Genomic DNA, 15,743 nt, shown 5'->3' with positions numbered 1-15,743 from the left:
TTTACAGGATCCCGATGATTTTTACTTCGAACGTCAGCGCCTGGCCGGCGAGCGGATGGTTGAAATCGAAGAGCGCCGAGGTTTCGCCGACTTCCTTGAGCACGCCGGCGTAGCGGCCGCCACCCGGCGCATTGAATTCGACGAGATCGCCGGGAGAAAAATCCTCGCCGATCATGCTGTTTTCACGCAGCGTGGCCAGCGACACGCGCTGGATCATTTCAGGATTGCGCGGACCGAATGCCTGACCCGGCTCTAGCTGAAAGGTCGAGTGGTGTCCCGCCTTCAGGCCCAGCAAAATGTCTTCCAGCGGTTGCGCCAGTTGGCCGGCGCCCAGCAGCAGCGTGGCGGGCTTGTCGTTGAAAGTGCTGACGATCTCGGTGCCATCGGCGAGCGAAAGCCGGTAATGAAGCGTGACGTGCGAACCGGGTTTCACTTCGGAGATGTCGATGATGCTCATGCGGTACTCGTTCAGTCGTGGCGCGCGGCGCAGGGCGCGGCGGCAGAGGTCGCGCGCATGGCAGGCCGTCGGGCGCCGTGCTCAAAGGCTCTATTGTAAGCCACATATCCCGAGCCGGCTGGAACGCCGCTGCGCGGCGCGTCGTCGCCGCTCCACCGAATCACGAAGGACTTTGCCATGAACGATCCGATAGTCATCCCGCTCAACGAAGCGGAGAAAACCTCCGTCCGCCGCGCCGCGCCCTTGCCAGCGCCTGTTTCGGCGTCCCTGCCTACGTCCGTCCCCGCACCCGCATGGCCCGTGCGCGACATGCCCCGCGAGCGGCTGCTCGACGCCGGCGCGGCGGCACTGTCCGATACCGAACTGGTGGCGCTCGTGCTGGGTTCCGGGCTGCCCGGACATAATGTCTTCGATGTCGCGCGCTCGCTGCTACAGCGCTTCGGCTCGCTGCGCGCGATGCTCGACGCGACGCCCGAGGATTTCAACGGCGTGCGCGGCGTCGGCCCTGCCAAGCGCGCGCAGTTGCTGGCCATCATGGAGCTGGCGCGGCGCGCGCTCGCCGAAAAGATGCGCGAGCGCCCATTGATCGATTCGCCAGAAGCCGTCGAAGACTATTTACGCCTGCTGATCGGCTCGCGGCCTTATGAGGTGTTCGTTTGTCTCTTTCTGGACACACGCCACCGGCTGATCCGCTCGGAGGAGAATTCGCGCGGCTCGCTCACCCGCATGGCCGTGTATCCGCGCGAGATCGTGCGGCGGGCGCTGTCGGTGAATGCGGCAAGCCTGATCGTCGCGCATAATCACCCGTCTGGCGCTGTCAAGCCAAGCGCCAGCGACCGCCAGCTTACGCGGGTGCTACGCGATACCCTCGCGCTCATCGACGTGCAGTTGATCGACCATCTGGTGATCGGCGCGAACGACACGTTCTCGTTTGCCCGCGCAGGCTGGCCGTGATATCTGGAACAGTGGGCACAGCGCAAAGATGCCGTTGCGCAGCCGCCAGCCGTCTCCAAATAAGGTTTGATTTTGCGGCTCTTTTTCTGCTAGACTCTCGGTTTGCCTCTTTCCAACCCTGTTCCGAAGCCACCAAGGCCTTTCCGGAAAGCGAGTGATTGCAGTCGGCTACGGCTCGGTCCTCTGGTTTTCCCGGGAAACTTCACGGCGTTCGAACTCAGAATTAGCGTATTAGGAGTGCTCTCATGGCACGCGTATGCCAAGTAACTGGGAAAGCGCCGATGAGCGGCAACAACGTTTCCCACGCGAACAACAAGACCAAGCGTCGTTTTCTCCCGAATCTGCAAAACCGCCGTTTCTGGGTTGAAAGCGAAAACCGTTGGGTGCGCCTGCGTGTTTCGAACGCCGGCCTGCGCCTGATCGACAAGAACGGTATCGACTCGGTGCTCGCAGATCTGCGCGCACGTGGCGAAGCCTAAGGAGTAAATCATGGCCAAAGGCGCACGCGACAAGATCAAGCTGGAATCGACCGCTGGTACGGGTCACTTCTACACGACGACGAAGAACAAGCGCAACATGCCGGAAAAGATGGAGATCAAGAAGTTCGATCCCGTCGTTCGCAAGCATGTGGCGTACAAGGAAACGAAGATCAAGTAATCTGGTTTCCGCCCTGTTGACGACGAAAAGCCCCGCTTCACGCGGGGCTTTTTGTTTTTGGCGTTCCCCTTTCCTGCCTTCCGACGCCGTTTGCCGCTCTTTGTCGTCGGGGTCGTCGATGGTCCGCGACCCTTCCGCCGCGCGCAATAGACTTCGCCATTCGGCCAGCTTTCCCTCGACGGCAGCAACGCGTATGCTCTTCGATTTCCCAATCGAATGGCTGCGGCGGCGTTCGCTGTACGAGCCACGCAATACGACGGAGAGAGGAGATGAATTTCGATGTAGCGATTGTCGGTAGCGGGCTCGCCGGCTTGACCGTCGCGCTCAATCTCGCGCAGACGCGACGCGTCGCCGTGGTCGCCAAACGCTCGCTGACGGACGGCGCCAGCGACTGGGCGCAAGGCGGCATCGCGGCCGTGCTCGATTCGGCGGACAGCACGGAGAATCACGTCGACGACACGCTGATCGCCGGCGGCGGACTGTGCGACGAAGCCGCGACGCGCTTTATCGTCGAACATGGTCGCGAGGCCATCCAGTGGCTGATCGATCAAGGTGTGCCGTTCACCAAAGACGACGCTGCCGAACTCGGCTTCCATCTGACGCGTGAAGGCGGCCACAGCCATCGCCGCATCATTCACGCGGCGGACGCCACGGGCCATGCCGTCGTTGCGACGCTAAGCGAACGCGTGCGGCATCATCCGAACATCACGCTGCTCGAAGATCACTACGCGATCGATCTGATCACCTCGGACCGCCTGGGCATGCCGGGACGCCGCTGCCACGGTCTCTATGCGCTCGATCTGGCCAGCGGCCGCACGGTCACGATCGAGGCGCCGCACACCGTGCTCGCGACGGGCGGCGCCGGCAAGGTCTATCTCTACACGACGAATCCCGATACCGCGACGGGCGATGGCATCGCGATGGCCTGGCGAGCCGGCTGCCGCGTGTCGAACATGGAATTCATCCAGTTTCATCCGACGTGCCTGTTCCACCCGTACGCCAAGTCGTTTCTGATCACCGAGGCCGTGCGTGGCGAAGGCGGCATCCTGAAGCTGCCCGACGGCACGCGCTTCATGCCGGCCCACGATGAGCGCGCCGAACTGGCGCCGCGCGATATCGTCGCGCGCGCGATCGACTTCGAGATCAAGAAGCGCGGCATCGACTGCGTGTATCTCGACATCAGCCATCAGCCAGCCGAATTTCTGCGCGAGCATTTTCCGACGATTCTCGCGCGGTGCCTGGAATTCGGAATCGACATTACGAAAGAGCCGATCCCCGTCGTGCCGGCGGCGCATTACACCTGCGGCGGCGTCGTAACGGATCTCGCCGGGCGCACGGATCTGACAGGACTCTATGCCGTCGGCGAGACGTCGTACACCGGCTTGCACGGCGCAAACCGGCTCGCGAGCAATTCGCTGCTCGAGTGTCTCGTGATCGGCCGGTCGGCTGCGCAGGCGATCGAGGAAGAAGGCTTCGGCGCGGCCGTGCATGCTCCGCTGCCCGATTGGGACGAAAGCCGCGTCTCAGATCCCGATGAGGAGGTGGTCGTCGCGCACAACTGGGACGAGCTGCGCCGCCTGATGTGGAACTACGTCGGCATCGTGCGCACGGACAAGCGTCTTGCGCGCGCGCGGCACCGGCTCGCACTGCTGCGCGACGAGATCCACGAGTACTACGCGAACTTCAAGGTGAGCCGCGATCTGCTTGAACTGCGCAACCTGGTCGACGTGGCTTCGCTGATCGTCGATAGCGCGCGATCGCGGCGCGAAAGCCGCGGACTTCACTACAGCCGCGACTGGCCGAACTCGTTGCCAAAGGCGCTGCCGACCGTGCTGTCCCCGGAACGCGTGCCGAATCGGAACGTATAGCGTCTTGCCTGTTGACCACTATTGACCGCTGTTGAGCAGTAAAACGAAAAAGGCCATTGCCCGTAGATCGGGCGATGGCCTTTTGCTTTCCGGCGCCGACTATGCGGTCAAACGATGCGCATCGAAAAGTCGGTCGCGCGCACGTCCTTCGTCAGCGAGCCGACGGAAATGCGATCAACACCTGTGTCTGCGAACTGTCGGATCGTATCGAAGTTCACGCCACCCGATACTTCGAGCACTGCGCGGCCAGCCGTGATACGCACAGCTTCACGCATCATATCCAGCGAGAAGTTGTCGAGAAGAATCGACTGCGCGCCATGCACAAGCGCCGACCCCAGTTGTTCAAGCGTTTCGACTTCAATCTGGATCGGCACGCCTGCGTTCAGCGCGAGTGCCGCGTCCATCGCCGCGCCCACGCCGCCCGCCGCCGCGATGTGATTCTCCTTGATCAGAATGCCGTCGTACAGCGCAAGCCGCTGGTTCGCGCCGCCGCCGACGCGTACTGCGTACTTTTGCGCGAGACGCAGCCCCGGCAGCGTCTTGCGCGTATCGAGCACGCGTGCGCGGGTATGCGCGATCGCATCGGCGAACTTGCGCGTCGCGGTCGCGACGCCCGACAGCATCTGCAGAAAATTAAGCCCGTTGCGCTCGGCGGTCAGCAGCGCGCGAGCCGGGCCGCGCAACGTGCATACGACGGAATCCGTCGCCATGAGGTCGCCTTCGCGATAACGCCATTGCACATCGATACGCCGATCGACGCGGCGCATCACTTCGTTGAACCACGGCACACCGCACAACACCGCCTCTTCGCGCACGATGATGCGAGCGTCGCGCATCTCGTCGGCGGGAACGAGCAGGCCGGTCAGATCGCCCGTGCCGACGTCCTCGGCAAGCGCATCGTTGACATTGCGCGCGATCGCGGTATCGAGTGCCTCGCCATATTGCGCGCGGATCTCCGCGAAAAGCGGCGATACCGCGTCCCTCAAGTCCATCGATTCATTCGCACCCATCAAGCCGCTCCCACATTCGAGAACAGCGCCGTATCGCGCGCGAGATCGCCGCTTGCCTGCACGCGCTTCTTGTGACGCGCAGCGAAATCGAGCATGCGGTCGATCGGCAGACGCGCGCGCGCGCGGATCGCAGGATCGACGAAGATTTCGTTGTGGCCGCGCTCCAGCACCTCGGCGAGATTGCGCAAGCCGTTCATCGCCATCCACGGACAATGCGCGCAACTCTTGCACGTTGCGCTATTGCCGGCCGTGGGCGCTTCGATAAAGGTTTTGCCGGGCGCCGCGAGACGCATCTTATGCAGGATGCCCAGGTCGGTCGCGACGATGAAGTGCGTCGCGTCGCTGTTCTTCGCCGCGTCGATCAGCTGCGTGGTCGAACCCACGACATCCGCGTGCGCCACGACGCTTTCCGGCGACTCCGGATGCACGAGCACTTTCGCGTGCGGATACTCGGCGCGCATCAGATCGAGCTCGACGCCCTTGAACTCGTCGTGCACGAGACACGAGCCTTGCCACAGCAGCATGTCGGCGCCCGTCTTCTTCTGGATGTACGCGCCCAAGTGCCGATCCGGCGCCCAGATGATCTTTTCGCCGCGCGCATGCAGATCCGCGACGATTTCCAGCCCGATCGATGACGTCACCATCCAGTCGGCGCGCGCCTTGACCGCGGCACTCGTATTCGCATAGACGACGACCGTGCGGTCCGGATGCGCATCGCAGAATGCAGAAAATTCGTCGACGGGACAGCCGAGATCGAGCGAGCACGTTGCGTCCAGATCGGGCATCAGAATGCGCTTGTCTGGACTAAGAATCTTCGCGGTCTCGCCCATGAAACGCACGCCCGCGACGACCAGCGTTTGCGCATCGTGATCGCGTCCGAAACGCGCCATTTCCAGCGAATCGGCCACACAGCCGCCCGTTTCGTCCGCCAGCTCCTGCAATTCCGCATCGACGTAGTAGTGCGCGACGAGCACCGCCTTCTCGCGCTTGAGCAATCCGCGAATACGCTCCTTCAACGCGAGCCGCTCCTGCGCCGACGGCGTCTCGGGCACCTTCGCCCAAGCCTGGCCGACGCTGCAGGCGGCACCCTGCGGGCGGTCGTACTCGACGCTCCTGATCGCCTGATTCATGATCTCCTCTGCCCTGCTGATTCCGCCGCCGATAGCCTTCAGCGGCCTGATTCCGGCGGCCCAAAAAGCAAAACCCCGCCAACGCGGGGTTTTGTGACGTAACGAAAGTTTAATAGATTTCGTCGGGGATCATGCGTAGCGACGCAGGCGCATCGCAAATTCCTGTAGCGCCTTGATGCCGCTTTGTTCAGCGCGATGGCACCAATCCTGCAATTGCACCAGCAGCTGTTCGCGCGACGCGTTCGAACGCTCCCACATCGCCGACAGTTCGTTGCGCAACTCGATGTACGTGCGCAATTTCTGGCTGTTCGCGAAAATCTGCGGAAGCTGGCGGCGCTGCGGCTCGTCCAGACCAGCTTCTTCCTTGTGGAACCACGTGCGGGCGCCGCGCATCAGCTGATATTTCTCGCGCGCGCCCATTTCCTTCAGATGCGCGAGTTCCTGGCGGTACGCGCGCTTGATCGCCTTCGCGTAACGCGCCATCACTTCGTAGCGGTTCGCGAGCACGGCCTGCAGCGTGTCCTGGTCGAGCACGAGCTTGCCGGTGGTCAGACGCGGCGTCGGCGCGAGCTTCTTCACCTTGGCAAGACGGAACGCCGACATGATGCGGATGTACATCCAGCCGATATCGAACTCATACCACTTGTTCGACAGCTTGGCCGACGTCGCATACGTGTGGTGATTGTTGTGCAGCTCTTCGCCGCCGATGATGATGCCCCACGGGAGCAGATTCGTGCTCGCATCTGCCGAGTTGAAGTTGCGATAGCCCCAGAAGTGTCCGAGGCCGTTCACGACGCCAGCCGCCCAGAACGGAATCCAGATCATCTGCACGGCCCATACCGTCAGACCGACGATGCCGAACAGCGCCACGTCGATCACCATCATCAGGCTCACGCCGAGGATCGGGTACTTCGTGTAGACGTTGCGCTCGAGCCAGTCGTTCGGCGTGCCGTGGCTGAACTTGCGCATCGTCTCTTCATTCTTCGCTTCCGCGCGATACAGTTCGGCGCCTTCGAGCAGCACCTTCCAGATGCCGCGCGTCTGCGGGCTGTGCGGATCGTCTTCGGTTTCGCACTTTGCGTGGTGCTTGCGGTGAATCGCGGCCCACTGACCCGTCAACATGCCCGTGGTCATCCACAGCCAGAAGCGGAAAAAGTGGCTCGCGATGGGATGCAGGTCCAGCGCGCGGTGCGCCTGGCAGCGGTGCAAATAGACAGTGACGCCGATGATCGTCACGTGCGTGACGGCGAGCGTCCACAACGCGATTTGCCACCACGAAAAACGCAGCGCGCCGTGCGCCAGAAAATCAAGCAGGGAATTCAGCAAGGCCATTTACCTGGGAATGGAAGACATCCGTGGAAGGATACAACGACGAATGTCAAGAAAGTGAAAGCAAGCAGATTGTTTTGGACGATATTTTACGCGAACCGTTCCAAGTGTCTGTAACAAAAAAGAAAATTGTTGTGCTGCATCAACCGGGCGTTTCCCGATATTGGTCGAAAAACGCCCGGTCACTACCCGCCGAGGCGCGTGTCAGGCCGCGCTGCCGGGTTCGTTCGCCGCGCGTCCGGCAGTCCTTGCGACTGTCTGCGGCATGATGTCGCTCGGGCCGTTGACGATGCGCACGTCGCGCTGCGCGTAGGGAATCGAGATGCCGTTTTCCGTGAAAAGCCGCCAGATGTTGCGGTTCACGTTCGAACGCACGCCGGCTGTGCCCGTGGCCGCGTCTTCGATCCAGTAGCCGAGTTCGAGATTGATGCCGTCCTGGCCGAAACCTGCGAGCAAGGGCGTCGGCTTCGGTTCCTGCAGCACGCGCTCGATGCCGTGCGCGGCCTCGGCCAGCAGCGCCATTGCCTTTTCGACATCCGTCGAATACGCAACCTGCACGGTCGCCTTCGCGTTGCCGCGCGTCAGATACGACGACTGGTTCTGCACGACGTCGGTGATCAGCTTTTCGTTGGGAATCAGCGTTTCGATGCCGTCGAGCCCTCGCACCACCGTGTAGCGTGTGCGGATCTGCGTGACCATGCCTTGCAGGCCGCTGACGTTGATCGTGTCGCCGATGCGCAGCGAGCGGTCGATCAGGATGATGAAGCCCGACACGTAGTTGCTCGCGATCTTCTGCAAGCCGAATCCGAGGCCGACGCCGAGCGCCCCGCCGAACACGCCGAGCACCGTCACGTCGATCCCGACCAGCGACAGGCTGATCAGCACCGCCGCGAGGATCAGCAGCGCGCGTCCGACGCGCGACAGCACGACTTTCAGGTTCGCGTCGAGCGAGCGCGAACGCATCAGCTTGTCTTCGAGCGCCGCGCCGAGCCACATCGCGACGATCATCGTCACGCATACCCACAGCAGCCCCGACAGCAGCGAAAGCAGCGTCAAATGGGTATTGGCGATGCGAAACTGCACGCTCGCCATCCACTTGAGCACGTCGTTCTGGATGCCCATCACGGTCAGCACCATGCCGACCCACACCATCAGCGACACGAGCTTTTCGACCAGCGACAGCCACGTATGCGTGCTGCCGTCGGCGCCGAACACGCGCCGCGCGAGATAGAACACGATGTAAATCAGCCCGATGCCGAAGAGCGGCACCATCGCGAGTTCGAGCAGCGACGTATGGATGAACTGCCCCGCAATCGCCTGCGAGACCCATACGAGAATGCCGCCGAGCAGCGGGAACAGCGCGCGATTGAGCGCCTTCGCGCCGAAGCGCAGCGCGCCGTAGCGGGTATCGCGCTGCGCATCGAGCGCGCGGCGGGCGACGCGCGCGAGCGCCCACGCTAGCGCCAGCGCGCCCAGCAGCACACCGAGCTGCCACAGAATGACGGGCTGGCCGAAGTCGCGCACGACATCGCCCAGCGTATGGAACAAGAGATGGTTTTGCATGATGTTTCCTGCAGCCGGCGCGACGCCGACGCGTGCGCCGGCGGGACCGCTTCAGCCCTGGCCGGTCGCGCGGCCGGCCTTACCCGCGGCGCTCCAGCACGGCGGCGAAGAAGCCATCCGTCGAATGACGGTGCGGCCACAGCGAAAGAAAGTCGCCCATTTCGAGATCGATACGCTGCTCGGCGAGCACGTCGCGCGCGGGCACCAGCTCGAAATCGGGATGATCGGCGAGAAACCGCTGCACGACGCCTTCGTTTTCCGCTTCGAGAATGCTGCACGTCGCATAGACGAGCCGCCCGCCCTTCTTCACGAGACGCGCGGCGCTCGTCAGGATCGACAACTGCTTCGGCGTCAGCTCGGCGATCGATTCCGGCGACTGGCGCCACTTCAGATCGGGATTGCGCCGCAACGTGCCGAGACCGCTGCACGGTGCATCGACCAGCACGCGGTCGATCTTGCCCGCAAGGCGCTTGATCTTCGCGTCGTGCTCGCTGTCGATCAGCACGGGGTTCACGTTCGACAGGCCGCTGCGCGCAAGGCGTGGCTTGAGCTTGGCGAGGCGGCGGTCAGAAATGTCGAATGCATAGAGGCGGCCCGTCGATCGCATCATCGCGCCGAGCGCCAGCGTCTTGCCGCCCGCGCCCGCGCAGAAGTCGACGACCATCTCGCCGCGCTTGGGCGCCACGAGCGCGCACAGCAGCTGGCTGCCCTCGTCCTGCACTTCGAGCCAGCCGTTCTGGAACGCGTCGAGCTTCGACAGCGGCGGCTTGCCGACCACGCGCACGCCGAGCGGCGCATAGGGCGTCGCGCCCGCCTCGATACCCGCCTTCGACAATGCGTCCAGCACTTCGTCGCGGCTGGCCTTGATCGGATTCGCGCGCAGGTCCAGCGGCGCCGGATAGTTCAGCGCAGCGGCCAGACGCGAGAGCTCCTCCGCTTCGAACCGCGCGCCGAGCGCGTGGCAGATCCAGTCCGGCAGGTTCAGACGCGTGCGCAGCGGCAGGCTTTGCGGATCGACCTTCGACACATGCTCCAGCCAGGCGCCTTCCGCGTCGGAGACGAACGGCTTCAGCGCCGTGCGGCCCGCCGTCTGCATCAGTCCGAGCAGCGCGAGACGCCGGTTAGGACTGCCGGTTCCGCTTTCCGCCAGATGCGCGAATTCCATGCGCCGACGCAGCACCGCAAACACCGCTTCCGCGATTACGCCTCGCTCGCCGTGGCCGAGCTTCGGATGTGCGCGAAAAAACCGGCTGGTCGCCGCGTCCGCGGGCCCGGTGAACTTAAGAACGTCCGCGAGCAGCGTCTCGGTTTGTCCGATCAGAAATCCATGCAGTCTCATGCAGCCTCCCCGGCAGCGTTCTGGCTTGCTGTGTCAACGAAGAGCCACTGAGGCTCCGGCGGCGTCACCGTGACGCGCAGGCCGTCGAGCGCGATGCGCCCTTCGACGAACCAGCGCACCGCGCGCGGATAGATCACGTGCTCGGTTTCCAGCACGCGCGCCGCGAGCGACGCGGCGTCGTCGCCGGCACGCACGGGCACAGCCGATTGCACGACGATCGGCCCATGATCCAGCTGCGAGGTAACGAAATGCACCGATGCGCCGTGCAGCCGCACGCCGGCGTCGAGCGCCTGCTGATGCGTCCTGAGGCCCGGAAAGCTAGGCAGCAGCGACGGATGCACGTTGAGCATGCGGCCCGCATAACGATCGACGAAACCGTTCGTCAGCACGCGCATGAAGCCGGCGAGCACGACGAGATCGGGTTCGAAACTGTCGATTTCGCGCGCGAGCGCCGCGTCGAAGGTTTCGCGTTCGGGAAACTGGCGGTGGTCGACGACCACCGTCGCAATGCCTTGCGACGCCGCGAACGCAAGCCCGGCGGCGTCTGGGCGGTTGGCAATCACGGCGGCGACTTGCGCCGGCCAGCCTTCGCTCGCGCACGCGCGTACGATGGCTTCCATGTTGCTGCCCCGTCCGGAAATCAGAATGACGAGATTTTTCATCCGCGGATTTTATCATTCGGCAACCGCCAATCCGCGCCGCGGCGCCGTGTACGGCCCTGTGCGTTTATAATGGATTGTTTTGCGGCATCCGCCCGCTCAAATCCCATCGCCCGCTATTGTGAGAGTCTTTCGCGGTCTTCCCAATGCCGAGAGCCGTGCGCCTTGCGCGCTGACCATCGGTAATTTCGACGGTGTCCACCGCGGGCATCAGGCATTGCTCGCCCGTGTCCGCGCGGCCGCGGACGCGCGCGGCCTGCCCGTCTGCGTGATGACCTTCGAGCCGCACCCGCGCGAGTTCTTCAATCCCGCGAGCGCGCCGCCGCGCATCGCGATGCTGCGCGACAAGCTCGAAGCGCTGCGCATGAACGGCGTCGACCGCGTGGTCGTCGAGCATTTCAACCACACATTCGCGAGCCAGTCGCCGGATGCGTTCGTCGAAAGGATCATCGTCAACGGGCTGCACGCGCGCTGGGTGATGATCGGCGACGACTTCCGCTATGGCGCGAAGCGTGCCGGCGATTTCGCGTCGCTCAAGGCCGCAGGCGAGCAACACGGCTTCGAGGTCGAGCAGATGGCGACCGTCGCCGATCCGTCCGGCGCACGCATTTCGAGTTCCGGCGTGCGCGCGTCGCTGGTGTCGGGCGACCTCGACGCGGCGCGCGCCGCGCTCGGCCGCGACTATCTGATCAGCGGCCACGTCGTGCACGGACTGAAGCTCGGCCGCGACCTCGGTTTTCCCACGCTGAATCTGCCGATCGCGCACAAGCGTCCTGCGCTGTCAGGCATTTTCATCGTGCGCGTTCATGGCATCGAAGACAAGCCGTTGCCGGGCGTCGCGAGCCTCGGCTTGCGTCCGACCGTCGACGATTCCGGCCGCGTGCTGCTCGAAGTGCATCTGCTCGACTGGCACGGCGATGCGTACCGCAAGCTGGTGCGCGTCGAGTTTCTGAAGAAGCTGCGCGACGAGGAAAAATTCGTCGACCTCGAAACTCTGACGGCCGCGATCGCGCGCGACGTCACCCATGCACGCGCGTGGTTCGAAGCAATCGGCGATGCGCCCGGCAGCCGTTCCACGGGTTTCGCCACATCGGCCACTGATCGAATTAGATGACCGACGCGGTACGTGCGAGACACATCGCGTGACGCACGTACCGTCCACCGCGCATCGAGGGGCGCCGCGCGCAGCACGAAGCTTCGACAGCAAAGTGCAATGCAATGGCCCCCGCGTCGTGCGCGACGCCGGGCGCATTGCAACACGCCGCGCCCGGCGCCATTGAGGCCTTTCGCGCATGCCGCGCCCTAACACCGTATTCACCGCTACGTCACCATGAGCAACAAGAAAGCCGATTCGAAACCGCAGGCCCGGTATCCCGTCAACCTGCTGGACACGCCCTTCCCGATGCGCGGCGATCTGCCCAAGCGCGAGCCGCAATGGGTCAAGGACTGGCAGGAAGGCAAGGTCTACGAGAAGATCCGCGCCGCCAGCAAGGGCAGAGAGAAGTTCGTGCTGCACGACGGCCCGCCGTATGCGAACGGCGACATCCACCTCGGCCACGCAGTGAACAAGATCCTGAAGGACATGATCGTCAAGGCGCGCAACATGGCGGGCTTCGACGCCGTCTACGTGCCGGGCTGGGACTGCCACGGCATGCCGATCGAGATCCAGATCGAAAAGCAGTTCGGCAAGTCGCTGCCCGCCGCCGAAGTGATGCAGAAGGCGCGCGCTTACGCGACCGAGCAGATCGAGAAGCAGAAGGCCGGCTTCCGCCGTCTGGGCGTGCTCGGCGACTGGGACAATCCGTATAGGACGATGAACTTCGCGAACGAAGCCGGCGAGATTCGCGCCCTCGCGAAGATCATGGAAAAGGGCTATGTGTTCCGCGGCCTGAAGCCGGTGAACTGGTGCTTCGATTGCGGCTCGGCGCTGGCGGAAGCCGAAGTCGAGTACAAGGACAAGACCGATCCGACCATCGACGTGCTGTTCCCGTTCGCCGAACCGGACAAGACGGCGCAGGCGTTCGGCCTCGCGTCGCTGCCGCGCGACGAAGGCGGCATCGTCATCTGGACGACGACGCCCTGGACGATCCCCGCCAACCAGGCGCTCAACGTGCATCCGGAAATCACGTACGCGCTCGTCGATACGCCGCGCGGCCTGCTGATCCTCGCTGAGGAACGCGTCGAGGCATGCCTGAAGACGTATGGCTTCGAAGGCCGCGTGATCGCAACGGCGCCCGGCGCGAAGTTCGCGAACGTGCGCTTCACGCACCCGCTCGCGTCCGCGCACCCCGGTTACAAGCGCACGTCGCCCGTGTATCTCGGCGAGTACGTAACGACGGAAACGGGCACGGGCATCGTGCACTCGTCGCCGGCGTACGGCGTCGAGGACTTCGTTTCGTGCAAGTCACACGGGATGGCCGACTCGGACATCATCAACCCGGTGATGGGCGACGGCCGCTACATCGAATCGCTCGCGCTGTTCGGCGGCCTGTCGATCTGGGCGGCGAATCCGAAGATCGTCGAAGCGCTCGATGAAGCAGGCACGCTGCTGCGCACGGAAAAGTACGTGCACAGCTACATGCACTGCTGGCGCCACAAGACGCCGATCATTTATCGCGCGACGTCGCAGTGGTTCGCCGGCATGGACATCAAGCCGAACGACGGCGACAAGACGCTGCGCGAAACCGCGCTGGAAGGCATTGAAGCGACGGCGTTCTATCCGTCGTGGGGCAAGCAGCGCCTCTTCGCGATGATCGCGAACCGTCCCGACTGGACGCTGTCGCGCCAGCGCCAATGGGGCGTGCCGATGGCGTTCTTCGTCCACAAGGAAACGGGCGAACTGCATCCGCGCACGCCGGAGCTGCTCGAAGAAGTCGCGAAGCGCGTGGAAGTGTCGGGCATCGAGGCGTGGCAGACGCTCGACCCGCGCGAGCTGATCGGCGACGACGCGAACATGTACGAAAAGAACCGCGACACGCTCGACGTGTGGTTCGATTCGGGCACGACGCACTGGCACGTGCTGCGCGGTTCGCACAAGGACGATCTGCAATTCCCGGCAGATCTCTACCTCGAAGGCTCGGACCAGCATCGCGGCTGGTTCCACTCGTCGCTGCTGACGGCGTCGATGCTCGACGGCCGCCCGCCGTACAACGCGCTGCTCACGCACGGCTTCACCGTCGACGGCGAAGGCCGCAAGATGTCGAAGTCGCTCGGCAACGGCATCGATCCGCACGAAGTCGCGAACCGGCTGGGCGCGGAAATCATCCGTCTGTGGATCGCGTCGACCGACTACTCGGGCGAACTGGCGATCTCCGAAGAGATTCTCAAGCGCGTGACGGAAAGCTATCGACGCATCCGCAACACGCTGCGCTTTCTGCTCGCGAACCTGTCGGACTTCGACTTCGGGAAGCACGCGCGGCCCGTCGACGAGTGGCTCGAAATCGACCGTTACGCGGTTGCGCTGACGGCCAGTCTGCAAGCCGACATCCTCTCGCACTACGACAGGTACGAGTTCCACCCGGTCGTCGCGAAGCTGCAGACGTTCTGCTCGGAAGACCTCGGCGGCTTTTATCTCGATGTGCTGAAGGACCGCCTGTACACGACCGCGCCCGATTCGAATGCGCGCCGTTCGGCGCAAACCGCGCTGTATCACATCGCGCAGGGGCTGCTGCGTCTGATGGCGCCGTTCCTGTCGTTCACGGCCGAAGAAGCGTGGAAGGTCTTCCAGCCGCAAAGCGAAACCATCTTCACCGAGACTTACCACGCGTATCCGGAAGTGCCGGACGCGCCAGCGCTGCTCGACAAGTGGACGCTGCTGCGCTCGGTGCGCAGCGACGTGACGAAGGCGCTGGAAGAAGCGCGCGTCGCGAACCAGATCGGCTCGTCGCTGCAGGCGGAAGTCGAAATCCGCGCGAGCGGCGCGCGTCACGATGCGCTCGCCAGCCTCGGCGCCGATCTGAAATTCGTGCTGATCACGTCGGGCGCGACGGTCGTGAAGGTCAACAGCGAAGCGGAAGAAGGCGTCGACGTGATCACGTCGAAGTACCTGAAGTGCGAGCGCTGCTGGCACTACCGCAAGGACGTGGGCGAAAACGCCGAGCATCCGACGCTGTGCGGCCGCTGCATCAGCAATCTGTTCGGCAACGGCGAAACGAGGAGCGCGGCATAATGTCCAGAACGCTGTCGAAATCGACGGGCGGTTCGCTCGCGCCGTGGCTGGGCGTCGCGGTCATCGTGATCCTGTTCGACCAGTTGACGAAGATCGCGGTCGCGAAGGTGTTTGCATACGGCTCGTCGCACGTGATCGCGCCGTTCTTCAACCTCGTGCTCGTCTACAACCGCGGCGCTGCGTTCAGCTTTCTCGCAATGGCGGGCGGCTGGCAGCGCTGGGCATTCACCGCGCTGGGCGTCGCGGCGGCGTTGCTGATCTGCTATCTGCTCAAGCGCCACGGCACGCAGAAGCTGTTCTGCACGGCGCTCGCGCTGATCATGGGCGGCGCGATCGGCAACGTGATCGACCGTCTGCTGTACGGCCATGTGATCGACTTCCTCGATTTCCATGTCGGCACGTGGCACTGGCCGGCGTTCAATCTCGCGGACAGCGCGATCACGATCGGCGCGGCGCTGCTCGTGTTCGACGAACTGCGGCGCGTGCGCGGCGCGCGCTGAGCACGACGTTCGACTGAACAACAACAGGCTGCGCGCGGACGAGCTCCGGCCGCACGCAGCGCGCGAGCCTCGGCAAAAACACAAGCCCTGCCGCTCGCGATCAGGCAGC

Annotated in this window: 14 protein-coding genes; 7 read left to right on the top strand and 7 right to left on the bottom strand. The window is 63.9% G+C overall.

Going from position 1 to position 15,743, the window contains the following annotated elements:
* Position 1: 1 nt before the first annotated feature.
* Positions 2–457 carry a peptidylprolyl isomerase gene (locus AABE10_RS07305; RefSeq protein WP_342932613.1) on the bottom strand — a complete coding sequence of 152 codons (456 nt, stop codon included), beginning with the start codon at positions 455–457 and terminating at the stop codon, positions 2–4.
* A gap of 177 nt (positions 458–634) precedes the next feature.
* Between AABE10_RS07305 and radC the strand changes: the two genes are divergently transcribed.
* The 4 genes from radC to nadB all read left to right on the top strand — a co-directional run bounded on the left by radC (position 635) and on the right by nadB (position 3,936).
* Entirely contained in the window at positions 635–1,411 is a 777-nt protein-coding gene (radC, locus tag AABE10_RS07300; protein ID WP_342932612.1) for a RadC family protein, read from the top strand.
* Positions 1,412–1,656: 245 nt separating this feature from the next.
* The gene (rpmB, locus tag AABE10_RS07295) at positions 1,657–1,890 is read left to right on the top strand and encodes a 50S ribosomal protein L28 (RefSeq protein WP_004186391.1); all 234 of its coding nucleotides are present in this window, start codon (positions 1,657–1,659) and stop codon (positions 1,888–1,890) included.
* A gap of 10 nt (positions 1,891–1,900) precedes the next feature.
* A complete protein-coding gene (gene rpmG, locus AABE10_RS07290; RefSeq protein WP_087733803.1) occupies positions 1,901–2,068 on the top strand; it encodes a 50S ribosomal protein L33 in 168 nt (55 codons plus the stop codon).
* 269 nt (positions 2,069–2,337) lie between these two features.
* Positions 2,338–3,936, top strand: coding sequence for an L-aspartate oxidase (gene nadB, locus AABE10_RS07285; protein WP_342932611.1), 1,599 nt, complete (start codon positions 2,338–2,340; stop codon positions 3,934–3,936).
* A gap of 107 nt (positions 3,937–4,043) precedes the next feature.
* Here nadB and nadC read toward each other — a convergent pair whose 3' ends face one another.
* From nadC to purN, 6 genes are all read right to left on the bottom strand, one after another.
* Entirely contained in the window at positions 4,044–4,946 is a 903-nt protein-coding gene (nadC, locus tag AABE10_RS07280; protein ID WP_342932610.1) for a carboxylating nicotinate-nucleotide diphosphorylase, read from the bottom strand.
* On the bottom strand, positions 4,946–6,076 hold the full coding sequence (gene nadA / locus AABE10_RS07275) for a quinolinate synthase NadA (protein ID WP_342932609.1): 1,131 nt from the start codon (positions 6,074–6,076) through the stop codon (positions 4,946–4,948). Before nadA ends, nadC begins: the two co-directional genes overlap by 1 nt.
* Before the next feature lie 129 nt (positions 6,077–6,205).
* Entirely contained in the window at positions 6,206–7,402 is a 1,197-nt protein-coding gene (locus AABE10_RS07270; protein WP_342932608.1) for a DesA family fatty acid desaturase, read from the bottom strand.
* A gap of 207 nt (positions 7,403–7,609) precedes the next feature.
* Entirely contained in the window at positions 7,610–8,968 is a 1,359-nt protein-coding gene (locus AABE10_RS07265) for a mechanosensitive ion channel family protein (RefSeq protein ID WP_342932607.1), read from the bottom strand.
* Positions 8,969–9,047: 79 nt separating this feature from the next.
* Positions 9,048–10,307, bottom strand: coding sequence for an RsmB/NOP family class I SAM-dependent RNA methyltransferase (locus AABE10_RS07260; protein ID WP_342932606.1), 1,260 nt, complete (start codon positions 10,305–10,307; stop codon positions 9,048–9,050).
* Entirely contained in the window at positions 10,304–10,969 is a 666-nt protein-coding gene (purN, locus tag AABE10_RS07255) for a phosphoribosylglycinamide formyltransferase (protein ID WP_342932605.1), read from the bottom strand. Before purN ends, AABE10_RS07260 begins: the two co-directional genes overlap by 4 nt.
* 118 nt (positions 10,970–11,087) lie before the next feature.
* Here purN and AABE10_RS07250 point away from each other — a divergent pair, with 118 nt between their 5' ends.
* The 3 genes from AABE10_RS07250 to lspA all read left to right on the top strand — a co-directional run bounded on the left by AABE10_RS07250 (position 11,088) and on the right by lspA (position 15,634).
* A complete protein-coding gene (locus AABE10_RS07250; RefSeq protein ID WP_342932604.1) occupies positions 11,088–12,080 on the top strand; it encodes a bifunctional riboflavin kinase/FAD synthetase in 993 nt (330 codons plus the stop codon).
* 216 nt (positions 12,081–12,296) lie between these two features.
* Positions 12,297–15,134: an isoleucine--tRNA ligase gene (gene ileS / locus AABE10_RS07245; protein ID WP_342932603.1), complete on the top strand. Its 2,838-nt coding sequence runs from the start codon at positions 12,297–12,299 to the stop codon at positions 15,132–15,134.
* Complete coding sequence (gene lspA / locus AABE10_RS07240) at positions 15,134–15,634, top strand: signal peptidase II (RefSeq protein WP_342932602.1); 501 nt, start codon at positions 15,134–15,136, stop codon at positions 15,632–15,634. Before ileS ends, lspA begins: the two co-directional genes overlap by 1 nt.
* Positions 15,635–15,743: the final 109 nt, after the last annotated feature.

Origin of the sequence: Paraburkholderia diazotrophica, from assembly GCF_038900755.1 — a bacterium.
GTDB classification, from domain to species: Bacteria; Pseudomonadota; Gammaproteobacteria; order Burkholderiales; family Burkholderiaceae; genus Paraburkholderia; species Paraburkholderia diazotrophica_A.
This window is presented reverse-complemented; position numbering and strand designations above follow the sequence as displayed.

Excerpts from the sequence above, each read along its gene's own strand:
- nadC (WP_342932610.1), bottom strand. The coding sequence starts at position 4,946 with ATGGGTGCGAATGAATCGATGGACTTGAGGGACGCGGTATCGCCGCTT.
- AABE10_RS07265 (WP_342932607.1), bottom strand. The coding sequence starts at position 8,968 with ATGCAAAACCATCTCTTGTTCCATACGCTGGGCGATGTCGTGCGCGAC.
- AABE10_RS07260 (WP_342932606.1), bottom strand. The coding sequence starts at position 10,307 with ATGAGACTGCATGGATTTCTGATCGGACAAACCGAGACGCTGCTCGCG.
- ileS (WP_342932603.1), top strand. The coding sequence starts at position 12,297 with ATGAGCAACAAGAAAGCCGATTCGAAACCGCAGGCCCGGTATCCCGTC.
- radC (WP_342932612.1), top strand. The coding sequence starts at position 635 with ATGAACGATCCGATAGTCATCCCGCTCAACGAAGCGGAGAAAACCTCC.
- nadB (WP_342932611.1), top strand. The coding sequence starts at position 2,338 with ATGAATTTCGATGTAGCGATTGTCGGTAGCGGGCTCGCCGGCTTGACC.
- AABE10_RS07305 (WP_342932613.1), bottom strand. The coding sequence starts at position 457 with ATGAGCATCATCGACATCTCCGAAGTGAAACCCGGTTCGCACGTCACG.
- rpmB (WP_004186391.1), top strand. The coding sequence starts at position 1,657 with ATGGCACGCGTATGCCAAGTAACTGGGAAAGCGCCGATGAGCGGCAAC.
- rpmG (WP_087733803.1), top strand. The coding sequence starts at position 1,901 with ATGGCCAAAGGCGCACGCGACAAGATCAAGCTGGAATCGACCGCTGGT.
- nadA (WP_342932609.1), bottom strand. The coding sequence starts at position 6,076 with ATGAATCAGGCGATCAGGAGCGTCGAGTACGACCGCCCGCAGGGTGCC.
- lspA (WP_342932602.1), top strand. The coding sequence starts at position 15,134 with ATGTCCAGAACGCTGTCGAAATCGACGGGCGGTTCGCTCGCGCCGTGG.
- purN (WP_342932605.1), bottom strand. The coding sequence starts at position 10,969 with ATGAAAAATCTCGTCATTCTGATTTCCGGACGGGGCAGCAACATGGAA.